Below are 25,003 nucleotides of genomic sequence, written 5' to 3'. Positions count from 1 at the left end.
GCCTAATTTTTTGTTATTCGGGAGGGTATTTATAGATCTTTAAGTGCGTGTGATTTATCAATTTAACTGTGGGTCCAAAAGTAACTAGATAGGTCATTCGGTCCTTGCCAACCCGAACGTGGTGTTCACCATCGTAAGGCTCAATTTCAAATGTAATTTCCAATAATAAGCCACGAAAGCCATTTACTCTTCTTGTTTCAATCACTTCAATATTCCATGGACTTACTTGAGGTCCAAAATCCTTAAAGATCTTCGGATAATAATATTTTTGCAGATCTTCTCTGATATAAGGAGTGAGCATGTTCATGAGCATATCCTGTAACCGAAGTTTTTCTGAATCTTGAGTTTGCTTGGCTGCCGGAACAGATGATGTTGGTGCAGTGCATGGCTTACACCCTTGTAAAGTATTCTGCAATATAGCAGGACCCAATTTCTCTGTTTTTGAGTTGGAGGGTCGAACCTCGACAATTGCATTTTTAGGAATTTTTGCAGATATCTCATCAAACTTACCGACCCATGGGTTTCCACCAAACCAGCTTAGATTATGCTCTTTAACAGGATACATCTTAAATCGCCAACTGATTTCACCGGGTATTTGGGAGAATCCTTCGTATTGATCATAATGTCCAAATGACGAAGGCGAAGGAAGCCAATCTGCATAAATCCCCACACTTTGACGTTCTCTAATTGGGCTTGATGGTGAAGAGGTATAAGGCTTTTTAACTTTTGTGATTAAAGCAGTTCCTTGAGCGCTGGAAATACTTTTAACCGAATGAAGAACAACACTGCATGGGTAGGATACTTCTGTGGTTGTTTGAGCATGTGCTACACCTATACAAGAGAAAAATAGCGCTAGCAATGCGGTCGAAAATTTCAACATAAAATCACTCCCAAATTCATTTCTCCCGTCTACACTGAATGCGTCCTTCTTTTCCGGAGATATTTTTTTGGATTGTAATGTTATTAACTTTTACGTCGTTTTCAGGTGTATCCGTCAACGTGATATGAATTCTATGAAGCGGTCCAGCATGATGCCCTGAATAATTTAACGCACTCATGTGAATGACATGTCTTCTTCCATCGCCGTTTATTCTTTCGATTTTATCTATTTTGGGGCACATGAAAAAATCATCATACGATTTGTCGAGATAGTTGAAGTATCGTGTATATAAGGTTTCATCAAGCAATTCTTCCTTAGAGGCTCCCACATTTTCATATTTCCAACCAACTAGGAGCCAATCAAATAGTTCAATCGATTTCAATCTAATATTTTTATTATTCCGGGTCAAAATCACCTCACCATCGGCTAGCACGCATTTTTTTGTTTTATTTTCAGAAACACAGTTGTAAGCGGGTTGGATAATTGAAACATCACCGTTTTTCATTTGTATTTTTAATACAGCGATTGGTGTTTTTTGATTTTCTGGCTCAGTTGTTCCTTTTGCAGAACTTGCTGAATTAATCCAATTCACAACTTTATTGATGACGACTTCTTCATAACCATCGGTGTCCTTAAATACGCGGGATCCACCGGAGGAGCGGTTTACTTCAATAAAATCGACGTCGTGTGTTACAAAAGGGAAATTTGCCTTAGCTGATGGTATCGGTGTAAAATACCCTGCAAACATCAGGATGAAAATAATCAAAAACTTCATAAAAGTGCCCCCTTTCAACCTACTTCTTTTTTCGCGTATAAAGAGCATATGAAACCAACAGTAAGCCCAATATTATTGGCAAAACTGAAGCCAACAAAATCACCTCCAGCATTTCTAATATTTAATGAAGCTATTTCATCGACCTTGCAATTTCTAACATTTTTTCTTTTGATAATCTGGAACTACTCATTTCTACATAAGTATCATCTTGTACCCAATTAAGTAAACCGCCAGTAATGGTGTTTCCGGTCTTGTCCACGTTTCCATTATCTACCCATGCCTGAAAATAACCTTTGTTTCCATTAATATCGACTTTCTGAGCATGAGGAAAATCGTCATTCGATAATGGAAACCCTCTTCTCAAATGAATAGCGACCATTAGCTTGGTGTCCTTACTGTCCATATAATGCAGCATGATCCAGGGGGATGTTTTGGTATCTAACGTCCAATCATCAGGAATTTTCTTTGGAGTTAATATGTTAAAATCAACTTCTTTCTTTATTTCTGCAATGGTTTTGCTGTTGTGATTATACTTAATTTCTTTAGCAATAATTGTCATTGGACTACAGATGAACAAAATTACGGCAATGGTTAAACGAATAGGGATTTTCATACTTTACCTCAATTCAAATTAAGTATCTGATATTAGTGCATTTTTTTGATAAAAGGATTATGAAACATTAAATGAATTATTATTTGAAGTTACGGGGAAATTATACATATAGTAAAATCGGAATAATCATACCGAAGGAGTAAAATTGATGAAAACATTTGAAGCCTTGGAATGGCTAACCACTAACAAAAATCCATCAGCTTTAGCAAGTGATCGGTTTGGCGAAACAGCTAATGCCATCAAATTTGTTGAAAAACTTTACGAACTGGGTGCGCTAAAGGTCAATGTAATTGGTATCCTGGATGAATCAGAACGGATTGAGGAGGAAGGCGGTCCATACGTTACGTCACTGACTGTAGATTTACCACCAGACAACGAAAAACGCGATAAGCTCATTAAATTTTATAAAAAGGAAATGGAAGAGCAAGGCATTGAAGCAGGCGAAGGAATTTTGGAATGGAACGGAACCAAGATGAATGAAGGCAAACTGGGTTTCGGCTGGGGCTGATAAGGTGGGCAAAATTCATGCGGAATAAGCTAAAACCGTTATTAATTACCATATTCGTTATAGCGGCTGTATTTACGGCAGGTAAGTTTGCGCTGGATGCATTATTTGGGGATATTTGTGGAAACGACATTAAACAAAAATTCCTTCTCCAAATGCTAAAAATGTAGCATATGTCTTCGAAAGAAATTGTGGTGCAACGACGGGACTTTCCCCCCAATTATCCATTTTAAATAAAGATGAAAAATTACAAAATGAATCAGGAAACACATTCCGATCAGATAAGGAATTTTCCGTCGAATGGATAAATGATGAGAACCTGAAAGTGTTTTATGATAAATCTTCTGAAACTTACGAAATGGATAAAAAGGTGGATGGCGTTACGATTCAATTTGTAGGCAAAAAGGAAATGGAAAAATGAGCACCCTTGTCATTGGACTATTGTTTTTCATCCCTGGAGTAGCATTCTTTCCTTATGTTTTATTTAAATATTCCGATGAGGAACATCAAAAGGAACTTGAAAAGTGGAGATGGTTTCGGGATTGGGATTTAGCGCTTTTTACAAAAATAGCAGAAAAATCATTCTATTGATAACTGCTCTTATCCCTGTTTTGATTGGTACCTTTGCTCTTTGGGTTTACTTTTCTGGATAAACCATCTTGTTATACTTACCCGAGCGCTATTAGAGAGTCAGCTGCTTTACTAAAAGGCACATTACCAATGGAAAAGAATGTTGTAAATCAAGAAATGTATGCTAATGGTTCTTATCATATCCCTTATTACAATTATTTCTGGTTGTTCTAATGATTATAAATACCCGCCTGGAAAAGATACGGTGGAAATTTATGGCGATGGAACGTATCAGATTTTGTCAGGAGAAACAATGACGTTAGCTAATGTTGAAACTCAAGAAATTCCTGAAGAGAATGTCTATAAATATAAAGAAGTGAAGCCGATGGTTTATCTTATCGGAGAAAGCGGATATACGATCCTCAATTATCAAACCGGAAAAATTATTAAGTACAAAAATATGGACGAAATTCCAGAAAAACAAAAGAAAGTCTTTATAGAAATTACAAAGGAATAGTAGCCCTCCCTCCGAACTCCCAAATTATCCCCTCGGAGGACAGCTTTGCAGTTGACTCCAACCCGCAAAAAATTTTCCCGGCATAAAGCCCTGCTTTTAGATTGTGAAAAATTGTAATTTCCATATTCCATCTATTTCTTTAACTGTATAAAGCAAGAGCGTTCCAATATGCACACTTCCTAGGTTATATCAACGATATATTCATCCTATCACTCAACCATTTTTCAAATCCTCAATTATGTCAGTGTTTCACTACCTCCAATAAAATACCTTTGTGCTGTTAAAGTATTGGTGTACAATTCCTGATTGATTTTATGTAAAATTTCTTATACATTTTTTTAACCAAAATTCAAACAATAATGATGAAGAATTACTGTTGAAGGGGTGAGTTTATGAATTTTGAAGGTTTTCGTATTGTGACCGAAGATGACCAACTAACATTAGTGTTATATCTAGATGACCAACAGATAGCGGAGTTGGGAGGTTTTGGAGATCCGGGATATAATAATGATTTTCTAACTGAATTTGCAAGAGAGTTGGGAGTTAAAAGAGACCTTAAACAAGTTGTCCGTAATGAGGCTCTTCAATATATTAAATCAAGGTTTCCAACCCTAAAAGTAAATACCGTTAAAGTTATGGTAGGAACAATGCTGCTTGGTTCATTTTCACTTCTTGAATTAGAAAACAGAGCTCAAGCATATACGGGACAAACCCTGCCTAACACAACCTATCAGGTTAAAAGCGGGGATACACTTAATAAAATTGCCACTCAATTTAATACTACTATTAGTATAATGAAGGAACTTAATGGTTTAAAAACAGATGTTTTATATGTCGGTCAAAGTTTAAAACTGCCGTTTTATACATATACAGCTGTTTCAGGGGATACCCTTTTTGTTATTGCCAAACGCTATAACATTACGGTAGATCATCTTCGGTCTGCGAATAAGCTAACGTCAAATACGGTTTATATTGGGCAGAAATTAAGGGTGCCACTCCCGGTTGAGTCAGCGGTTACAACAGCGCCCCCAGTGCCGACAGCTCCTACAACAGGAAATTATCAAGCGTATACAGTGGTACCAGGAGATACTTTATATCTAATCTCAAAAAAGTTTAATACGACTGTGGATGCTATTATACAATTAAATAAATTAACTTCCGCTAGTATCAATGTTGGACAAAAGCTGCAAATTCCATCATCTAAACCGGCTCCATCCGAGAATACACAAAACATTGCTTATACGGTTGTATCTGGGGATACATTAGCTGGCATTTCCAGAAAATATGGAACGACAGTTACGGCAATTAAAACCGCAAACAAATTAACGACAGATATCATCAATGTTGGGCAACGACTAACAATCCCAGTGCAGATCCAGGCTCATCATCCACCTGCTGATACGACCGCACCAACAGTTCCTACCATCATTACTAATGCTAATATTACCAAAAATAATGTTGCGGCTTATACAATAACAGGGGCAGCTGAGACTGGAGCGACCGTTTTTTTAACCTTAACTGACGGGACAAATACAGTATCTCTTAATACAACTGCTGATGGAACCGGAAAGTTCCAAATTGCTACAAACACTTCAGCATTAAAGGATGGAACGGTTATAATTAGGGCAATTGCCCAGGATAAGGCTGGGAATAAAAGCTCTGAAAGACAAGTCACGATTATTAAAGACATTGTTGGACCAACACAACCGATACTTACCAGTCCGACTATAATTAATGGAACAAATAAGGGAAGCTATCCATTGACCGGTAGGGCAGAGCCAAACAGCAAGGTTAATGTTACATTCAAGGACGCTTCCAATCATGAAGTTAAAGGTGTAATGACCACAAATAGCCAAGGTGTTTTTAATCAAACATTTAATCTAACATTATTATCTGATGGGTCCGTATCGATTCAATTGAAAGCAAATGATCAAGTTGGTAATGAAAGTTCTATGCTCTCTACGAACGGTTCCATTGATACGATTGCGCCAATCACTCCAACTTTGACTGTTCCAAGCTTTATAAGTTCAACAAACCAAAATGGTTTTACTATTTCAGGAACAACCGAGCCGAAAGCCACTATGGAAGTTAGAGTAAGCGATGGTACAAACGAAAGAGCAGTTCAATTCTCTGCAGATAACAAAGGGAATTATAATGGGACAATCGCTTTAGCATCCCTAAAAGATGGACCAGTTAAGATTAAAGCTATTAGTATAGACCGGGCAGGAAATGCAGGTCCGGAGAGGACATCCAGCATAACAAAAGACACAAAGGCAAATCCACCAGCACTAACAAATGTAGCATACGTTAACCTGGCAACCGCATCAGCTTATCTTGTAAAAGGGACTGTAGAACCAAATGCAAAGGTAATCATTTCGATATCCGATGGAATCAATAGCCCTGTAAACAAGGAACTTCAAGCGGGGCAGGATGGTAGGTTTCAATCAACCTTTGATTTATCAGGGCTTAATAATAAGGCATTAACCATTAACGCTTATCAAATTGATCAAGCAGGAAACAGAAGTACGATGTCCACTGCTATCGTTCAAAAAGATACAACTGTTGGGGCACCTACTATAGGTGAGCTAAGCTTACTAAGAAGTGAAAACGTTGGAGCTTACACCATCAGTGGTACGGCAGAGCCGCAGGCTGTTGTCCATGCCATCTTTAAAGACGAATCGGGAAATATGGTTACCTTTGATGGTAAGGCAGATTCGTTAGGTGCTTACACTTTAAAAACAGATTTGCGTGCGTTAAAGGGTGAAAAGATTTCGTTAACCGTAAATCAGATTGACGCAGTAGGAAATAAAAGTCAGGAATCAACAAAGATATTTAATGCGGATTTGAAAGGTCCTACAATATTAGAACTAGCAGATCTACCGGTCATTTCACAAGCTTCCGAGTCATCCTATGAAATAAGCGGAAAATCAGAACCGAATAGTACGATATCGATTAAGGTCACTGACGGTACAAAAACGGTGTTGAATAATGTAAAAGCAGATGGTCAAGGTAATTTTATGTTAACAATGAACCTCTCGACTTTAGCAGATGGTCCACTGAGCGTAAACCTTACAACAAAGGATGAACATGGAAATATCGGTAAGGAAATTCGTGAAACTGTAATAAAGGATACACAAGCGCCTAATACATTTACTTTTGATGCTGCCAATGATGGGATTGTAAATCAGTATAATGCGGATGCCTACCACATTACTGGTACAAGTCCAGAAAACGGGGGTATCATTCACCTTGAAATATCCAATGGAACTGAAACAATCACAGACACTACGCTTGTAGTAGACGGTGTGTACGATATTCCAGTGAACCTTTTGAAAATATCTGATGGCAAGTTGTCACTACGGGTTAGTCAAAAAGATGCTTCAGGGAATGAAAGTGAAGCAAAAACATACACCATAGTTAAAGATACAGTAGCGAATGTACCAGTCATAACGACAAGTCAGGTGAAAAATAATGGAACAACTTTTAGCTATACCATACAAGGAAGTGCCGAGCCCAACTCGAAGGTACAGGTTACTCTAGCTGGTCAATCTGGTTCAGAAATGATAAAACAAACTTTGATATCTGGTGCGGACGGGAATTTCAATGGAACCTTTGACATTAGCCCATTTATAAAAAATAACCCATTTATATCTGTCCAACAGATAGACAACGCTGAAAATAAAAGTAAACCAAAGAGTATCGGATTAACGAGCTATGTTACAGGTTCCGGTGATACCCTTTGGAAGATTGCAAACTTATTTGGCACTTCTATTGATTCTATAACCAAGCTAAATAGACTAACGTCATCGAATATCTATGTTGGGCAAAATCTGATGATTCCAACCAATGCAGGAGTGGAAGTGTCTGTAATATCAGAAGAACAAGCTTTTAATATGGGTTATTTGTACTTCGGAGATTCTAAATTTTTCTCGGATACAGTCAAACAAACAAACGGTACGATTAATGTCGTTTCCCCAACGTATTTTGACTTAAACGCAGATGGAACCTTGAAATTGACTTCTCAAGTGGACAGACATTTCATAGCTTCTATGCATGAAAATGGAATAAGGGTAGTGCCGTTTGTAAGTAACCATTGGAATCGTGCAGTAGGAGAAAGTTCTTTGGAAAATCGCGAAAAATTAGCACAACAACTTGCAGATACCATTGAACTATACAATCTAGATGGTATCAATGTGGATATAGAAAATGTAACCGATCAATATCGAGATGAATATACCGATTTTGTCCGTTTACTTCGAGAAAAGCTGCCAGCAGGAAAAGAAGTGTCAACAGCTGTTGCAGCAAATCCAAGTGGTTGGAAATCTGGTTGGCAAGGCTCTTATGACTATGCAAACTTAGGATTACATTCCGATTACCTGATGATCATGGCTTACGATGAAAGCTATTCTGGTAGTCCTCCCGGTCCATTAGCAAGCATTGGTTGGGTAGAGCGTTCCATCCAATATGCATTAAAACAAGGAGTCCCAAAAGAAAAGATTGTCCTTGGAATTGGACACTATGGAAGGTATTGGAAAGAAGGAGCATCTTCTGGCGGATATGGTATATCTAATCAACAGATAAAACAAGCAGTAGCGCTATACAATGGTTCTGTCACATTTGATGAAGCAAGCCAAACTCCAAAAGCAGTCTTCACTATTAAAGAAGGTGATGCAACTATTAGTGTATACGGAAGAAACCTTGTTCCAGGGACCTACACAGTTTGGTTCGAAAACGAACAATCTATTCGTGCTAAAATGGATCTCATTAAGAAATACGGCATAAAAGGCACCGGAAACTGGGGAGTGGACCAAGAAGTTCCAGAATTCTGGGATGCGTTTGCTGGCATGGTGGGCAAGGAGACAGCATTACCATAGGTTTGGAATTTGATTGAAGTAATAAAACGTATTTTATTACTTACTTTAAGAAAGGGGATAATCCTTGGAAATTAACCTGGATTGCACATATTGATGAAGCCGATACTTTAAGTTGATTAAGCAAATTTAGTTAGTTTTACTGAACTAACGGTACATTTTTCAATAAAGAAGGTCCTTTTGGAAAAGAAACGATATTTCTTATTAAGTCGGGGCAAGACTCGAACAAAGGAGTGGCTGCGGCTGCTCCTTTTCTTATTGTGCTAACGGGTGCTTAGTTAGAAAAGATCGTTAAGAAAACGATCTTTTTTATGAATAAACAAAATCTCTTTTATGTCCAACTTGACCTATAAAGTGTAAATAGGAATTCAGAAATTTATTTTGTCTTTTTTTAAGGCTGTTTTCGCATAAATTGTTGCTTTCTTGAGCACTTTATAAAATGTTGATATAATGTGCTCTTGGAGGCGTTGAAATATGTGGTTAGACATCTATGAAGAGTTCAGTAAATTATCCGAATCAGAACAAATGGCATTGTTTGAAGCGATGAAACACGATTTATTTCCAAGTGAACCTGACAAAATCAAAAAGCTATTGAAAGACATTCGTGAAAGTAGGTTCTCTGCTGGGATGGCTTGTGTCCATTGCGGCAGTGTTTCGGTCAAACGAAACGGTAAATATCGTTCAAGGCAACGTTATCTTTGTAAGGATTGCGGCAAAACATTCAACGATATGACAAACACGCCTTTTGCTGGCTCTCATTATCCTGAGAAATGGGTCCAGTATATAGAAATGATGATTGAAGGTTTTACTCTTCCTAAAATCGCTGAACGCCTAGAAATCCATATTTCAACCGCATTTTATTGGAGACATAAAATATTGAACGCTTTAGGAATTCACGGATTTAACCAGTTAGCAGGAATTGTTGAAAGTGATGAAACCTTCTTTCGAGAATCGATGAAAGGCAAAGAAATCACTCATAGAAAAGCGAAAAAACGTGGCGAAAAAGATGAAAAAAGAGGGATTTCAAATCAGAAAATTGCGGTGGTAGTTGCCCAGGACCGAAATGGAAATGTGATTGCCCGCAAAGCAGGTACAGGGCGTGTTAAAGCTGAAGAGGTGATTGGTGGATATATTCATCCATCTTCTTTGTTATGTACTGATACCGCCACTAACTATAAGAAATTTGCAAAGATGAAAAAGTTGCAGCACGAATCTGTTAATGAAAGACAGAAGCAACGAGTAAAGAAAGGAATTTATCACATTCAGCACGTTAACAATTTTCATAACCGTTTAAAAAAGTGGATGGTACGATTTCAAGGTGTAGCCACGAAATATTTGGATAATTACCTATATTGGTTCCGGTGGCTAGACTTAGGCAAAAACTTAGCATTTGAAAAACAAGTAGAACGAATGCTTATTTTGGCGTGTCAAAAGTCAAGTTTGACAACTGTTCAGATGTTGAGAAGTGCATAATAAAAGACCTCAAAAGAGGTCAAGTTTTTGATATATATTCAGTTTACATTTTGCCAATGAAAGAAACTAGAAACCACCAGAAAATTATTGATAATGACAGAAGTATTACAATCCATACAACATTCTCGAATTTCCTTTTTAGTAGATAAACGATGGCGATGATTAACCCGTAAGTAGGAATTCCTAACCAAACTATGTCCTGCAATATTTCACTTTTTGAACCTAAAAATCCAAGTATATCTGTAAAAAACATTAAATACCAAAATATTTGTAGATAGAGTCCAACTTTCAACAAAACTTATGTCACGCCCATTAATTGTAAATTTAGATTTGTATCACATAATATTTGTATTTTAACAGAAAAGTGATTTGTTTCCCATTTATATTCTAAAAACAACAATCTTTACGAAAACAGCCTTTAAAAAAGAGTTCACTCAAAGTCAGATTGTTTGTAATGAAAAATTAATTTCAATTTATTTTTTATCTTTTTTTATTTCTCTTTCGGACAAAAAAACTTGGAGCATCGCTGTTACTTTTTCTCTTTCAAGGGGGGTCATTTGTTTTGCCACGTTTAATAATTCTATTAAATCAGCTGGTAGTCTTTTTTCGTCAGAAATAAGGTCTAGAAGATCAATCTCTAAAGCTTGGCTAAGTTTTATTAGTGAAAGAAGTGACGGTGACTGTTTACCATTTTCTATTCGACTAATTGATGCAGCTCCGAGTTCTGAATATTTACCTAACTGTTCTGTTGTAAGTCCCCTTTTTTTTCTTATGAACTCCAACCTTTTACCAAAATTCATAAAATATTACCCCTTACAAATTAAAGTATGTGTTGTAAATGTTGTAAATTATGAAAGGATTTTTACGACTGTTAATTTTAACATTTAAAATAAATAAAAAATATACATTTCCACATAAGTAATAAATATTGATTTTTAATCCATATATGGATTATAATAGACTTAATAATTCCATTTATTCCTAAATGTAACTCTAAATTAAATGGATCTAAAAAGGTTACCCTACAGCTTTGTTAATTAGCATCCTTGTCGTATTATAAAAATTTTTACGAAAGGGAGATTGTGACGATGGCAAAAATAGCAAAAAAGGAGAATTTAGAATCACATATTGATTATATCCCAAATGATAAACTTCCTAATCAAGCAGGGGTATATGTACTTGTCGATATAAAAACAAGTAAAGTTTATATTGGTGGAACAATGAATATAAGAAAAAGAATAGCAAATCACCGAAGTTTGTTTAAACATAAAAAACATACAAATAAAATATTACAAAAAGCGTATAAAGAAGGATGCTTATGTGTATATGTTTTAGTAACATTACCAATTCCAGATAAGGATAAAGTTAAAGAAGTGGAAAAATATTTTATAAATGCAATGCCAGTGCTACTTCCAAATGATGTATTAAATAAAAATTCTTAGAAAATTAAATCTTTTAAAATACAAATAAAAATATAATCTAAAAAGAATCACATGCTTTCAATGTGATTCTTTTTTTATTTATAAATATCACATAAACCTTTACCTGAAAATTAAGTAAAATTGTATTTGTTACCGATGAGAAGAAGTATATAAATGGTCAAAAATTAGTGGAACTATTTTCAATAAAGGAAAATTTATCAATAAAATATATGTTTTTACTAGAGGGTTCCGAGATAACGAGAAATTATTTTTTCTTTTAGTAAGTTAGTTAGGACTTTTTTAAATTATTATTAAACATAAGGGGAAGAAGCAAAATTTTGATTTTCTATTTATAAATACTTTTTAAGTTCTTCCAGGGATCTTATTTGATTGTGGGGAACTTAAGGAATTAATTTGTAAAAATATATTATGACCTGTAAAACTTTCCTTGAAGACAACCCAAATTATATTTATATAATACATATTTATAGTAAATCGACCTACTATAATCATGGGTATAAAAAACCTCCGGTTTTAAAAGAATAGACTAGATGAGGAAGATTTACATTACACACAAAATACTAATAAATTAAACGTTCAAGACAAGTACTACTTTAAATGTAAGTTTTGTAAGAAAAATCGGTCAAGACTTGTTGTCAGCCATCCCATATTTAGCGGCTTCAACTGGATCAGCCTGTCATGCCGGCAGCATTGAATTATCACCGGTATTAAAAGAGATGGATGTTCCTGAAGAGGTGGGGATGGGTGCGATCCGCTTTAGCTTAGGCCGGTTTACGACGAAAGATGAGATTGATCAAGTGATGGAATCGTTAAAAGGAATATTGTAATTTCTTCGGTCAGGGACTACCTATTCGCAGTTAGTCTTTTTTCTCTGGGATTAAAGGTTCCTATCTTTGCATAAGCTTTTAGAATCGCTCTATCTTACTGAGGTCAGATAATTTATTGAGTTAGGGTAAGAAAGTGGTGCTTTATCTTACCGAAGTTAGATAATTTATCAGGATAGAGTAAGAAAGAGCCGGTTTATCTTACCGAAGACAGTTAGTTTATCGGGTATAGGTAAAATAGAGCCTCTTTTCTATATTCACTAGTATCTTTAACTCATTTACTCAATGTAATTGGCGTATTATAATGTTCTTAATACAGAACGACATGAAGGAAGGTGTGTTGGAATGCAAAAAAGAATATTAGGTAAAACTGGGCTGGAAGTATCGGCGCTTGGACTAGGCTGTATGGGGATGTCGGATTTTTACAGTGGGAGAGATGACGACGAGTCTATTAAAACAATCCATTGTGCCATTGAAATGGGGATTACGCTTCTCGACACAGCTGATATGTATGGCGTAGGTAAAAATGAAGAATTACTCGGACGGGCAATTAAAGGTCGTCGGAATCAAGTGGTTGTTGCCACAATTACTACTTTTTGCGCAGCTACAAGAAATCGAACGTCTTCATGCACTGGGCGATTGTCTTTTCGATGACCAGCTTCAAAAGGGCATCGACCTTGATTCTATTAGTATTTCCCGGCTGTCGCACCGATTAAATGGTTTGAATCCAGATCTATTCCAAACTCTTTTTCTAGATTTAGTGTCACAAATTCATGTCAAAACCCACTATACAAAACTCGTGATGCCGTTAAAAATCATCGATTCAAGCACATTGCCACTCAATTTGACAAATCATAAATGGGCAAAATTCCGTAAAACAAAGGCGGGAGTCAAGTTGCATCCTAAGCGAAAAACCCAATAACTAATGATATTTAAAAATAACTAGAAATAACACCTTTCCTCTAACTTCAAAACTGCTTGAGACCTGCGTGCCAGGTCTGGGGGGTTCGATTCCCACGCAGTCCCGAAAAAAAATCCTACAGCTGCAAGGGTTTGTGATAAATTTTGACCTTTGCATTCACTAAAACTTAATAGGGATTTCCTACACAGTTTTCTGCCAGTTTCACGAAAGACTGTTTGAGACTGAGGTAAAAAACTGATTAGGACTTATCAAGAAACTGTTCGATTCGTAGCTCGCTTAATATTAATTAAGGGGGCTTTTTGTATGCACAGAAAAATTAATAGGAAGTTAAAATTGGAAATGTTTTTAGCGAATGTTAATGTTAGTCAAGACTCCTATATTGTCGGTAAAGTGTGAGGATTTTCTACCATTTTTCAAGGAAATAAGTTCCAGTAATTATTTTGCTATGATATAATGATGGTAAGTTTAATATATAATGCATAATTTTGTGTAACTTTAGTAAGTTTTTTTGGTTATGCTGACTTAAGTCGGGAGGATTACATATGTTTGAAAACCTTTTAACTATATCTGACGCTGCAAAGCTCTTGGGAGTGTCCCCAAGTACATTAAGGCGGTTAGAGAAGAATGGAAATATTGAAGAATATGGTTTAAAGGTTATTTATACCCCTGGAGGACAAAGACGTTATATTCTTGATGAGGTTCAACAGCTTTACTCTAATCAAGGGTTTTCAGGACAAACTGGATTTGGTATAAAACCAGCTCTATTAATTCGTGATTTAACTATAGCATTTACCGAATCCCATTCTCAATTATCTATTAAAATGGATAATCAAATCGCTGCTACCCAACAACTTATTGAAGAAGCACTTACCGATAAAATACCGATTATCTTTAGTAAAACCATTTATGAATCAGAAAATAAGGTTTCTAGACTGTGGTGTGAGAAATTTCCGTCTCTTCAAATTTTAGACCGCGAAAGTACATGGGTCAACCTTCATCCAGATTTAGCTGACTATCCCTATGATATGGTTAATGCAACAGTGTATATATCTACTTTGTACGATAATCAAGTAGACGATTACCTGCAAAAAAGAGAAATTGATACAGTAATATTAGCTGGAACTACTACAAGTGGAAGTATTAGAGCAACCGCTGTCGATGCCCTTCAAAGAGGTTACAGAGTTATCATTCCTAAAGAGGCTGTAGGAGATCGAAATCAAACCTTACAGAACTCAACATTAGTAGACTTAAACGCAAGGTATGCCGATGTAATGAATCTGGAAAAGGTTCTTAAAGGCATGAAACTATAAGTAGGGCAATTGCATTAAAACCATGATTATTTTTGATAATCATGGTTTTTTTATTTTTAGAAAAATTTAATAAATTTGAATATTGACACTAATGGTACTGTAAGTTACAATGAATTCATGGAAGCTTTGGTAAGTTTAATAGATTTAGGTAACTTTTGAGAAAGTATACAACTTTGATAACTTCAATCTATCGGTTGTAACAAATTTTCTATTATTTTAAGGAGGAGTAAAGATGGAAAATACTCAGGTAGTATCAAAGTTTTTGAAAACAGGTGAGATGTTCAAGGAAAGTCTTCGTGATGGTCGGACGGTGTATTATAAGGGTGAAAAAATTCAAGATGTGACCATTCATCCAGCTACTAGTGGCGGTATCAATATAATGTCCAAGATCTTTGATGCCCAGCATAACTCAGAAACCCAAGATAAGCTCACATATATCAGTGAGGAGTCAGGTGAAAGAGTAAGTAAAGCTTGGATGATTCCCAGAACGAAGGAAGACCTTAAGAGCCGCCGAGAATTAACTGACTTTGTAGCTCAGGAAACCTTCGGGGTGTTTGGCAGACCGTTCGATTTAGCACCACTCGTTCCTGTAGGGATGGCAGCACATCTTTCCAAATTCCGCAGTAAAAGACCAGAATATGCTGAAAATGTACTTCACTATATCGACTATGCCCAAAAGAATAACTTGATGGGACCTGAAGTACTAGTGGATCCTCAAAATGATCGTTCCAAAGCAGCAGCTGCTGGTGCCCGCCTATTCGATATCGAATTAGGAGGCCAAATTAAAGGAGGCGACTCCACACCGGCTTTGCTCAGGGTAGTGAAAGAGACCGAAGAGGGGATCTACATTAGCGGAGCAAAGGCAGTAGGTTCTATTTCTTCTCAAGGAAACGAAATGATTCTCTCCAACCTTATGCGCCCGGGGCTTTTACCGGAAGAATCTCTTTGGTTAGCTGTTCCTATAAATGCACCGGGCATTCACATTGTCTGCCGTGAATCAGTCTCAACCGATTCAATTAGTTCTTATGATCACCCGGTTAAATCACGCGGAGAAGAAATGGATTCTTTCTTGATTTTTGATAACGTTTTTGTGGAAAAGTGGAGAATTTTCAACTATGGTGTCCCAGAACTCAATGAATTGTACGGAGGCGTTGTATTAGGAGTACACTGGCACGTGCTCTCCCGTTTAGCTACTAAAGCTGAATTGTACGCTGGGGCTGCCCAGCTTATCGTAGATGCACTTGGAACAGGGAAAATTCCAGGCGTCCGTTCAATCGTATCGGAAGTCATTCAATATGCTCAAACGTTAAGAGCCTATGTTTTAGCCTCTGAGGAATTAGCTAAACTGACTGAAGATGGCGTTATGTGGCCGGATGTCAATATGCTTACTGCCGGACGTCTTTATGGAATCACACATTATCCGCAAATTATTCATCATCTCCAGGAATTATGCGGACAAGGATTGGTCATGAGATTTTCTGAAAAAGACTATGATCATCCGTTTATTGGAGGAAAATTAGAGGAACTTCTCTTTGGACGCGATTTAACTTCCAAACAGAAAAACTTGTTGATGAACTTCATTTGGGATATTACCACTGATTCCCACGCAGGCCGCATCGGTCTATTTGAAAACGTCAATGCGTTGCCAGCACCACTGCTTCGTGAGCGTCTGTATCATGAATATGACCGAACACCTTTTATGACCCATATTCGTAAATCGATTGGACTTCCTTTGTAGGTATCGTTTATAAGAATAATAGCTTGATAGGTTATATCTATTTAGGAGGCGTGCAAATTGAAAAAAAACTATCGAATAGGACTCGTTGTTCCTAGTTCAAATACAACGATGGAAACAGAAATTCCAGCAATGCTTCGATGGAGAGAACAAGTTGAACCGAATTTGTCGTTTACTTTTCATTCAAGCAGGATGCGAATGAAAAATGTTACAAAAGAGGAATTAAAAGCAATGGATGTAGAAAGTGACCGCTGTGCTGTCGAACTTTCAGATGCCAGATGTGATGTTCTTGCGTATGCATGTCTTGTTGCTATTATGTGCCAGGGGCCAGGGTATCATATGGAATCTGAACAGCGCTTATTTAATGCAACAATAGAAAATGGAGCAGCTACTCCGGTTATTAGCAGTGCGGGTGCATTGGTAGAGGGCATTAAAACATTAGGAGCACAAAAAGTCGCGATAATAACACCTTATATGAAGCCATTAACGAACCAGGTGATTGACTATATTGAGGCTAGTGGAATACAAGTGACAGATTCTATTAGTTTGGAAATCCCTGATAATTTGGAAGTTGGACGTCAAGACCCTATGCGTTTGGTGGAGATTGTTAAAAATTTAGATATTAGCCAAGCTGATGCTGTTGTATTATCTGCTTGCGTTCAAATGCCTTCATTAGAAGCTATTCAAATAGTTGAGAATGAAATCGGAAAACCTGTGCTTTCAGCAGCTGTGGCAACAGTATATAACATTCTTAAAACTCTTAATTTACAGCCTTATGTACCAAATGCAGGAAAGTTGCTATCAGGGGATATTCTCTCTAAATTTCCAATTCAGGAGGGGAACTATAATGGATGAAATAAAAGATAAATTTCGGGAGTCCATGGGCCGACTCGCTACTGGAGTAACAATTGTCATGACTGAAATTGATGGCCGGCCTTGGGGCTTAACGGTAAGTGCGTGTTGTTCACTATCAATGGAGCCACCTCTTATTTTAATAAGCCTGGCAACTAAAGCAGCTAGTACACACGCGATAATTAATAACGAACGTTTTAGTGTAAGTGTTCTAGCCGAAGATCAAATTGAAGTAGCGAAATCTGGAGCTAAAGCAGGAGCACCAAAGTTTTTTGAGGAGTTTGTAGAAAGTAAAGGCAATTTTAATTATGATGTCAAAAATGCTCTAGCCAATATTCATTGTAAAGTTGAACAAACAGTCACTGCCGGTGATCATACCATTTTTATAGGGTTCGTTGAAAATGTAGTACTGGGTGAAGCTAAGTCACCATTGCTTCATTTTAATAGACAATTTGGAGAATTTAATACAGCTGTAAAGAGCTAAATCAAGTGAATGACTTTCCAAGATTGGTATATTACCAATCTTGGAGGGTTATGAAGGGAGAGTTGTTGTGGTGCATGTTAAAGGTGATGAGGCTTTCTTTAAAGAAAGAGGATTTGGAAAATTATTAGGTTTTGGTAAGAAACCTGGTTTGATAGTTGTGGATATGATTAAAGGATTTACTGATGCTAGTATGCCAATGGGCTCGGATTTAACCCCGCAAATTAAAAATGTAAATGAGCTTTTGAATATTATGCACAAAACAGATCTGCCAGTATTCTTTACTACCATTTCTTATGATGATGATACATTTGCAGATTCAGGAATTTGGTACCAAAAGATGGAGGGGTTAAAAACTTTAAGAGCAGGGACCGATGCTGTAAATGTGGATCCCCGTTTAGATTTTCGTTATGGTGACGGCTTAATTGTTAAGAAATATGCATCAGCTTTTTTTGGGACCGATTTAATTGCACGTCTGAATGCACAGAATGTTGATACTGTAATAATTGTTGGTTGTACTACATGTGGCTGTGTTCGTGCCACAGCTGTTGATGCGCTGCAATACGGATACAGACCAATTGTTGTTGAGGATGCTGTAGGGGATCGTTCATTAGCATCCCATGAACAGAGTCTTTTTGATATACGCCAGAAATATGCCGACGTATTGAAAACTGAAGAAGTCGTAACATCTGTTTCTTCTAAATATGGTAAGGATTCATTAACAGCTTTAATAAATGAATAAATTTTCAATCAGTGCCCTTAAGCCTAGTGAGGAGGGATAATACTGAAATACTATAAAAATCTATTCAACACGTACTTAAAAGAATTAGAACATGGCTCATATATTACTATTGGTTCCTTTGATGGTGTTCATAAAGGCCATCAACAATTAATTTCGAACATTGTAATGGAGGGTAAAAAAAGGAATTGTCCTACTATAGTCATAACATTTGACCCTCTTCCGAAATCTTTTTTTAGTCATAATGATTTACAATCTTCACGTATAACTAGTCCGCACACCAGAGCAGAGAGAATAGCTGCTCTGGGAGTCGATATCCTCATTGAATATACTTTTGATTATAACTTTTCAACCATTAGCTCCGATGACTTTATTCATAACGTTCTTTTGGGTCTAAACCCTAAAAAATTTTTTGTTGGGAAAGACTTTAGGTTTGGCTATAAAGGTTCAGGGAACCCCGAAGTTTTAAAACAAACAGGTTCTAGATTGGGATTTGAGACAGAAATAGTCGAATTTACTGATTTAGGAAATGAGCGTATCTCTAGCACTAGAGTGCGTCATGCGATACACAATGGTGATCTTAAGCTCGCCTCTGACCTTATGGGTAAACAACATGAATTGTGTGGCAGGATTGTTCGGACGATGAATGATTTTAAAGGATTATTTTTCCCCGATTCAGCCCTTATTCTGCCCCCTGAAGGGGAATATTGGGTCAATATCAACAATTCTAACAAATATTTTACTAAAGCTATAATTCTCAATACCCATAAATCTGTTGAAATTGATTTAGACAAGATAAGAATTAATAGTTTTTCTAAAGATAAAGTTATTGTACAGTTTCTGCAGTCTGTGACAACAATAGTTCCTGAGGAAATTGAATTAGAAATAGATAACCAGCGTCATTCTATATTAAGTTAAATTGTTAACTTAAATATATTATATTGTTTAATATTGTTTAGAATATTGACACATTTTAATACTCATCATAGAATTTATCATGAAAAATTCGGTAAGTTTAGCAACTTGAGGTAACTTTAATAAGCTGTTCAACTTTGATAACTTTAAAACGTTAGCGGGAAAAGATTCTCTATTATATCTTAGGGGGAGAAGTATGGAAAATACTACAGTAGTTTCAAAGTATCTGAAAACAGGCGAGATGTTTAAGGAAAGTCTTCGCGATGATCGGACTGTTTACTATAAGGGTGAACTGATCCCTGATGTAACCACTCACCCAGCCACTAGCGGTGGTATTAATATCATGGCTAAGATTTTTGATGCCCAGCATAACCCAGAAATCCAAGATAAGCTTACTTATATTAGGTCAGACTTAGGCGATCGTGTCACCAAAGCCTGGATGATTCCTAGAACGAAGGAAGATTTAAAGAGCCGACGGGAATTAACTGACTATATTGCTCAGGAAACCTTCGGGGTGTTTGGCCGCCCGTTTGATTTGGCACCTCTGGTGCCTGTGGGAATGGCGGCATATCTTTCAAAGTTCCGCAGCAAAAGGCCTGAATATGCAGAAAATGTCCTCCGCTATATTGACTATGCCCAAAAAAATAATTTGATGGGACCTGAGGTACTAGTGGATCCTCAAAATGACCGTTCCAAAGCCGCTGCCGCTGGTGCCCGCCTGTTCGATGTCGAATTAGGGAGCCAAATCAAAGGAGGCGACTCTACACCTGCTTTGCTCCGGGTGGTGAGGGAAACGGATGAAGGTATCTACATTAGCGGAGCGAAGGCGGTAGGTTCCATTTCTTCCCAAGGAAACGAAATGATCCTTTCTAATTTAATGCGACCAGGTTTGTTACCTGAAGAGTCATTATGGTTATCAGTACCGATAAATGCACCTGGCATCCATATTGTCTGTCGTGAAACCGTTTCTACCGATGCAGCAAGTTCCTATGATCACCCGGTCAAATCACGCGGAGAAGAAATGGATTCCTTCTTGATTTTTGATAATGTCTTTGTGGAAAAATGGAGAATTTTTAACTATGGAGTTCCAGAACTCAATGAACTATATGGAGGTGTTGTATTAGGAGCGCACTGGCATATTCTCTCTCGTTTAGCAACTAAAGCGGAACTGTATGCTGGGGCTGCCCAACTCATTGTTGATGCATTAGGCACTGGGAAGATTCCAGGTGTACGTTCTATCGTATCAGAAGTAATTCAGTATGCTCAAACGTTGAGAGCTTATGTATTGGCCTCAGAGGAATTAGCTAAACAGACTCAAGATGAAGTGATGTGGCCAGATGTCAATATGCTTACAGCAGGACGTCTTTATGGAATTACCCACTATCCGCAAATTATCCATCATCTACAAGAATTATGCGGACAGGGATTGGTCATGAGATTTTCTGAAAAAGACTACGATCATCCATATATTGGCGGGAAATTAGAGGAACTTCTCTTTGGACGCGATTTAACATCCAAGCAGAAGAACTTATTGATGAACTTCATTTGGGATATTACCACGGATTCACATGCGGGTCGTATTGGTCTTTTTGAAAACGTCAATGCACTGCCAGCACCATTGCTTCGCGAGCGTCTGTACCATGAATATGACCGAACACCTTTTATGAACCAAATTCGTAAATCAATTGGACTTCCTTTAGGGGTGTAATCAAAGCTTTTTAATAACCGCAAGAGTAAGTTGCTTGATAAACGACTAGAGCTTAGTTTTCTAGGTTCTTCGTTGAGAGGAGTACATTAATATGAAGCAAAATCATTCTTTTGAGGATTTATTTGTAAAGGGTCTAAATGCAAATATTCACCTCATTACTAAAGGAGAAAAAGCCGGTACTCCAGTCATTTTTTTGCCTGGAATTACTAGTTACAGCTATTCATTTGTAAAAGTCCTAAATTTGATGCCTGAAAAATATTATTCCTTATCAATGGATGCTAGAGGCAGAGGGCAGTCCGATCGGCCTAAGGAAGGCTATCTATTAAAAGATTATACAGAAGACTTGCTGAATGTAGTCAACGCATTAATAGATAATCCGGTTTCTCCGATATTGGTCGGTCACTCCATGGGAGCCCGAATTGCTGCTGCATTTGGGAGCCAATATCCAGCTCTAATTTCCGGCATGGTATTAATCGACCCTCCTATTAATGGTCCTGGACAGAGAGATATCTATCCGAATCCTTTGTCCATGTTTTTAAAACAAAAGGAGGCAGTAGATCAAGGAGAAATGGAATTATTCCGTAGTTTCTTCCCTTCATTTACGGAGGAACAAATATCCGAAAGAGTAGAAGAGTATCGAAATAACAGTTTGCAAGCGATCATTGAATCCTATCAATCTCTGTTAATGGAGTCTTTTCAAGTATTTATCAAAATGCTTACTGTACCGGCATTACTTTTAGCGGCAGAACATGGAGATACAATTCGCGAAAACGAACTGCAGGTTTTGAAAACTATCAACTCTTCTATGCAAGTGGAAAGGGTTAAAGGTGTAAGCCACATGGTGTATAAAGATGCACCTGAGCAAACTGTTGATTATATTGTTTCATTTATTGAAGGACTTACAAAAAAATGAAAGAGGTGTCTATAAATGACTGTTGAATTTGATGAAATGGTTTCCCTGTTTAAGAGAGAGCTAGAATTATGTAAATTAAAGCCGTCTGAAACGATGGCGGTACTAACCTCAGGAGAGATAAGAGCCGATTATGCAAAAGCGTTCCTTACGGCAGCATCTCAGCTCGGGGCGAATGCCTTTGAATTGAAACTGCCGCCAGTCAAACAAGGAGCGGCAGGTTCGTTTGGAATTACACCTTTGACAGATAACCGAGTTGCAGTTGAATGTTTAAAAAAGGCTGATCTTGTCATTGACTTAGTTCTTCTCCTTTTTTCTAAAGAACAATTGGAACTGCAGGATGCAGGGGTAAGAATTTTGCTAGTTGTTGAACCTTTCGATGTGATAAAAAGAATGTTTCCAAAAGAGAGCGACAAAGAGAGAGTACTCTATGCAACTGAATTATTAAGAAATGCAAAAGAACTAAGAGTGACCAATAAGGCCGGCACCGATGTTACGTATCAGCTAGGTCAATATCCAATTCTTACAGAATACGGTTTTGCTGATGAACCAGGAAGATGGGACCACTTGCCAAGTTGTTTTTCTGCTGGGACATCTAACGATGGCGGCGTAGATGGAATAGTTGTTATGGATAAAGGGGACATATTTTTCCCTTTTAACCGATATTTACAAGACCAAATAAAATTAACGATAAAAGCCGGATATGTTACGAATATAGAAGGTGGTTTTGACGCCATGCTGATGAGGGAGTATATCGAAAGCTTTAATGACCCGCGAGCTTATGCAATTTCCCACATTGGCTGGGGGCTTAACGAAAGGGCACAATGGCATAGTCTCGCGTTTGATGATCAAGTATTTGGCATGGATGGGCGTGCTTTTTATGGAAATGTCTTATTCTCCTTAGGTCCAAACTCTGAATTAGGGGGGAACAACGATACCCCATGCCATCTTGATTTACCAATGAAAAATTGTACGTTATACCTAGATGGTAAGTTAATAGTTAAAGATGGAGATATTGTTATCGATGAAATGAAACCTGTAAAACCACAGCTAGCATGATTAAATAAACTCATTCTTTTCCTGTCGGTAAATTTATGATTTGTATCTTTGAATCTTTGAATTTTAAAAAATAAATAGGTTATGGAACGAATTACTCTACAGCGATTTAATACAACTTCTTTGCGAGAGATGGTACGTTTTAGAAAATTATGACCATTATACGGAGGTATGTATATTGAGCAACCAAACGGTTAAGGTGAAAGAGCATCCTTCAATTGAAATACGAGGTGTCGATATGATTCCGGAGTATGAACGGAATTCGAAGGCATCAAATGTATTCTACGTCTTGTGTGGTTCGCAGTTTGCTTTTGGGATTATGGCCATCGGTTCTTTACCAATTGTGTTTGGACTTGGATGGTGGGCAGCATTCTGGGCATTGACGGTAGGGCTTGCAATTGGCTCAATTGCAATTGGAGCAATAGCTATCTTGTCACAGAGAACAGGAACTAATGGAGCACTTGCTAGCGGTGCACATTTTGGTGTAAAAGGCCGTGTTATTGGTTCGCTTCTTAATATTGTAATAGCCATTGGTTTTTATGCTCTTATGGTTTGGACTGGAGCTCAAGCCTTTGTCGCGGGAGGTCACCGGTTGTTTGGATGGTCAGAAGGAACCGGTACATTGCTGATAGGGTGCATCATCATCAGTATTATCACCGCTGTAGTAGCAATAATGGGTCATAAAATAGTAGTTCTGTTTGAAAAGATAGGCACTTGGTTGGTTGGAAGTATTGTCATTCTGTCTGTGTTTACATTTGCTTCACAGTTCAACGTTAGTTACGAAGGCGGACAGTATTTATTGGGAGGTTTTTGGCCGACTTGGGCACTCGCCATGCTAGTAGCCGCTTCGGTACCTATTTCGTATGCACCATTTGTTGGGGATTATAGCCGATATATTCCCAATAGTCATAGTTCGACGAAATTAGCTTTGGCTACATCCCTGGGAATGTTTGTAGGCTGTTGGTTAGCTATGGTACCGGCATCATATTTGATGTCAACGGTGAAGGATTTATCTACTCCATTCGTGACAGGAATTATTGGGGGGTCTCCATCTTGGTGGATAGCACCAATTATGATTGCTGGAATATTTGGGAGTCTGCCGAACGGTGGTTTGTGTTTATACAGTGCCGGACTTTCTCTCGAGAGCCTGGGATGGAAGCATAAACGGGTAACTACCACGATAATAATGGCAATTATCGGATTTCTCTTAGTATTTGTAGGCGTCCAGGATGTATCCAATATGATCCATCTTATAGACGGGTTTGTAATTATCATCATAGTGGGTGTGTCACCTTGGTTAGCAATCAATCTAGTCGGACATTACTTAGTGAAGGGGCGCTATAAACCATTAGATTTACACAACAGTTCCCCGTCAAGCAGCTACTGGTACTCTAGCGGGTTTAACATTCCTGCTGTTATTTCATGGACTATTGGTTTGATTGTGGGATTGTTGTTCACAAGCACTAGCATTTTCACCGGTCCACTCGTACCTGCCGTTGGAGGCATTGATTTAAGTTTTACTTCATCAGCGCTTGTTGGGGCGATTTTATACTACACTTTAACTATTTTATTACCAAATAGTTCCAGGGATGTACCTGATGAAGTCGCTGAGAATATAGTACCTTAAATTGTTGGTTAGGAAAGTCATTAAAATGGAGAAAATTTCTTAAACTAAGACGAACTTCTTTTTAAAAGGAGTTCGTTTTTTTTGAAGGCTTTTTCATGATGAGTATTTTTAGTGAGAAATCTTATGAAGAGTATGGCTTGAAAAGTAGATGCTACTATAATGTTTTCAAGAAAGAATTATTAGCAATTGATAGCTACATCCGTAGGAGGTTGCTGCCCAAAGATTAGCCAGGACTTGATTAATCAAAACATATTGGTAAGCCGTATGTTTTAATAGGA

22 protein-coding genes and 2 pseudogenes are annotated in these 25,003 nt (G+C 37.5%); 20 read left to right on the top strand and 4 right to left on the bottom strand.

Features of this window, described 5'->3' with window-relative positions:
* Positions 1-13 precede the first annotated feature (13 nt).
* From CCK98_RS37095 to CCK98_RS21080, 3 genes are all read right to left on the bottom strand, one after another.
* Positions 14-880, bottom strand: a complete 867-nt coding sequence (locus CCK98_RS37095; protein ID WP_256942428.1) for a DUF3888 domain-containing protein — start codon at positions 878-880, stop codon at positions 14-16.
* Between the two features lie 16 nt (positions 881-896).
* Entirely contained in the window at positions 897-1,655 is a 759-nt protein-coding gene (locus CCK98_RS21085) for a hypothetical protein (RefSeq protein ID WP_088088378.1), read from the bottom strand.
* 130 nt (positions 1,656-1,785) lie between these two features.
* Entirely contained in the window at positions 1,786-2,268 is a 483-nt protein-coding gene (locus CCK98_RS21080) for a DUF4367 domain-containing protein (RefSeq protein WP_142292189.1), read from the bottom strand.
* A gap of 148 nt (positions 2,269-2,416) precedes the next feature.
* Between CCK98_RS21080 and CCK98_RS21075 the strand changes: the two genes are divergently transcribed.
* From CCK98_RS21075 to CCK98_RS21055, 6 genes are all read left to right on the top strand, one after another.
* Complete coding sequence (locus CCK98_RS21075; RefSeq protein WP_088088377.1) at positions 2,417-2,776, top strand: hypothetical protein; 360 nt, start codon at positions 2,417-2,419, stop codon at positions 2,774-2,776.
* Between the two features lie 17 nt (positions 2,777-2,793).
* Positions 2,794-2,943 (top strand): hypothetical protein, encoded by a 150-nt coding sequence (locus CCK98_RS36480; RefSeq protein WP_256942427.1) that lies wholly within the window; start codon positions 2,794-2,796, stop codon positions 2,941-2,943.
* 247 nt (positions 2,944-3,190) lie between these two features.
* Positions 3,191-3,364 (top strand): hypothetical protein, encoded by a 174-nt coding sequence (locus CCK98_RS35550; RefSeq protein WP_179195885.1) that lies wholly within the window; start codon positions 3,191-3,193, stop codon positions 3,362-3,364.
* A 166-nt stretch (positions 3,365-3,530) separates the two neighbouring features.
* Positions 3,531-3,860 (top strand): hypothetical protein, encoded by a 330-nt coding sequence (locus CCK98_RS21065; protein ID WP_088088376.1) that lies wholly within the window; start codon positions 3,531-3,533, stop codon positions 3,858-3,860.
* A 392-nt stretch (positions 3,861-4,252) separates the two neighbouring features.
* Positions 4,253-8,734, top strand: a complete 4,482-nt coding sequence (locus CCK98_RS21060) for a LysM peptidoglycan-binding domain-containing protein (RefSeq protein ID WP_088088375.1) — start codon at positions 4,253-4,255, stop codon at positions 8,732-8,734.
* Between the two features lie 471 nt (positions 8,735-9,205).
* Positions 9,206-10,204: an IS1595 family transposase gene (locus CCK98_RS21055; RefSeq protein WP_088088374.1), complete on the top strand. Its 999-nt coding sequence runs from the start codon at positions 9,206-9,208 to the stop codon at positions 10,202-10,204.
* A gap of 473 nt (positions 10,205-10,677) precedes the next feature.
* Here the strand turns inward: CCK98_RS21055 and CCK98_RS21045 are convergent, their stop codons facing one another.
* Positions 10,678-11,004, bottom strand: coding sequence for a helix-turn-helix domain-containing protein (locus CCK98_RS21045; RefSeq protein ID WP_088088372.1), 327 nt, complete (start codon positions 11,002-11,004; stop codon positions 10,678-10,680).
* Positions 11,005-11,292: 288 nt separating this feature from the next.
* Between CCK98_RS21045 and CCK98_RS21040 the strand changes: the two genes are divergently transcribed.
* The 14 genes and pseudogenes from CCK98_RS21040 to CCK98_RS20975 all read left to right on the top strand — a co-directional run bounded on the left by CCK98_RS21040 (position 11,293) and on the right by CCK98_RS20975 (position 24,725).
* Positions 11,293-11,646, top strand: coding sequence for a GIY-YIG nuclease family protein (locus tag CCK98_RS21040; protein WP_088088371.1), 354 nt, complete (start codon positions 11,293-11,295; stop codon positions 11,644-11,646).
* Positions 11,647-12,278: 632 nt separating this feature from the next.
* The gene (locus CCK98_RS21035; RefSeq protein WP_088088370.1) at positions 12,279-12,473 is read left to right on the top strand and encodes a hypothetical protein; all 195 of its coding nucleotides are present in this window, start codon (positions 12,279-12,281) and stop codon (positions 12,471-12,473) included.
* A 342-nt stretch (positions 12,474-12,815) separates the two neighbouring features.
* A pseudogene (locus CCK98_RS21030) lies at positions 12,816-13,055 on the top strand (aldo/keto reductase); the annotation flags it as partial.
* Positions 13,054-13,371 (top strand): annotated as a pseudogene (locus tag CCK98_RS21025) (IS4 family transposase); the annotation flags it as partial. The pseudogenes CCK98_RS21030 and CCK98_RS21025, both read left to right, overlap by 2 nt.
* 563 nt (positions 13,372-13,934) lie before the next feature.
* A complete protein-coding gene (locus CCK98_RS21020) occupies positions 13,935-14,702 on the top strand; it encodes an isochorismatase family protein (protein ID WP_088088368.1) in 768 nt (255 codons plus the stop codon).
* 232 nt (positions 14,703-14,934) lie between these two features.
* Positions 14,935-16,440, top strand: a complete 1,506-nt coding sequence (locus CCK98_RS21015) for a 4-hydroxyphenylacetate 3-hydroxylase N-terminal domain-containing protein (RefSeq protein ID WP_088088367.1) — start codon at positions 14,935-14,937, stop codon at positions 16,438-16,440.
* A gap of 57 nt (positions 16,441-16,497) precedes the next feature.
* A complete protein-coding gene (locus CCK98_RS21010; RefSeq protein ID WP_088088366.1) occupies positions 16,498-17,292 on the top strand; it encodes an aspartate/glutamate racemase family protein in 795 nt (264 codons plus the stop codon).
* Positions 17,285-17,773, top strand: coding sequence for a flavin reductase family protein (locus CCK98_RS21005; RefSeq protein WP_179195884.1), 489 nt, complete (start codon positions 17,285-17,287; stop codon positions 17,771-17,773). The genes CCK98_RS21010 and CCK98_RS21005 overlap by 8 nt, the downstream gene beginning before the upstream one ends.
* Before the next feature lie 67 nt (positions 17,774-17,840).
* Complete coding sequence (locus tag CCK98_RS21000; RefSeq protein ID WP_256942426.1) at positions 17,841-18,512, top strand: isochorismatase family protein; 672 nt, start codon at positions 17,841-17,843, stop codon at positions 18,510-18,512.
* Between the two features lie 36 nt (positions 18,513-18,548).
* Positions 18,549-19,427: an FAD synthetase family protein gene (locus CCK98_RS20995; protein ID WP_088088363.1), complete on the top strand. Its 879-nt coding sequence runs from the start codon at positions 18,549-18,551 to the stop codon at positions 19,425-19,427.
* Between the two features lie 193 nt (positions 19,428-19,620).
* Entirely contained in the window at positions 19,621-21,132 is a 1,512-nt protein-coding gene (locus CCK98_RS20990; protein ID WP_088088362.1) for a 4-hydroxyphenylacetate 3-hydroxylase N-terminal domain-containing protein, read from the top strand.
* A gap of 91 nt (positions 21,133-21,223) precedes the next feature.
* Complete coding sequence (locus CCK98_RS20985) at positions 21,224-22,045, top strand: alpha/beta fold hydrolase (protein WP_088088361.1); 822 nt, start codon at positions 21,224-21,226, stop codon at positions 22,043-22,045.
* A gap of 15 nt (positions 22,046-22,060) precedes the next feature.
* Positions 22,061-23,101 (top strand): leucyl aminopeptidase, encoded by a 1,041-nt coding sequence (locus CCK98_RS20980; protein WP_088088360.1) that lies wholly within the window; start codon positions 22,061-22,063, stop codon positions 23,099-23,101.
* A gap of 175 nt (positions 23,102-23,276) precedes the next feature.
* Positions 23,277-24,725: a cytosine permease gene (locus tag CCK98_RS20975; protein ID WP_088088359.1), complete on the top strand. Its 1,449-nt coding sequence runs from the start codon at positions 23,277-23,279 to the stop codon at positions 24,723-24,725.
* Positions 24,726-25,003: the final 278 nt, after the last annotated feature.

This window comes from Bacillus sp. OV166 (assembly GCF_900177675.1).
In the GTDB taxonomy this organism is placed as follows: domain Bacteria; phylum Bacillota; class Bacilli; order Bacillales; family Cytobacillaceae; genus Neobacillus.
This window is presented reverse-complemented; position numbering and strand designations above follow the sequence as displayed.